The organism is Shewanella sp. S1-58-MNA-CIBAN-0166, from assembly GCF_040310085.1.
In the GTDB taxonomy this organism is placed as follows: domain Bacteria; phylum Pseudomonadota; class Gammaproteobacteria; order Enterobacterales; family Shewanellaceae; genus Shewanella.
Genome location: NZ_JBEOPN010000213.1, coordinates 1 through 232, shown reverse-complemented (window position 1 = coordinate 232; position 232 = coordinate 1). Strand labels below are relative to the sequence as shown.

Annotated in this window: 1 protein-coding gene; it reads left to right on the top strand. The window is 44.8% G+C overall.

What is annotated here, in order from left to right; translation table 11 throughout:
* The coding region (locus AAEY99_RS21740) for a sugar phosphate nucleotidyltransferase (RefSeq protein WP_351012035.1) at positions 1-232 on the top strand (232 nt) is incomplete at both ends.

Genomic DNA, 232 nt, shown 5'->3' with positions numbered 1-232 from the left:
ATTTTAGTGTGTAATGAGCAGCACCGATTTATTGCCGCCGAGCAAGCTGCAAGCTCAACTCCTAGTGCATTATTACTCGAACCCAAAGGTAAAAATACCGCGCCTGCCATCGCATTAGCCGCCCACTATGCACTGCAAAATGGGATTACCGGTCCACTATTAGTGATGCCTGCCGATCATCATATTAAAAACTTTGATGTATTAACAGCTAAGCTCCCAGAAGCTGTAAAAC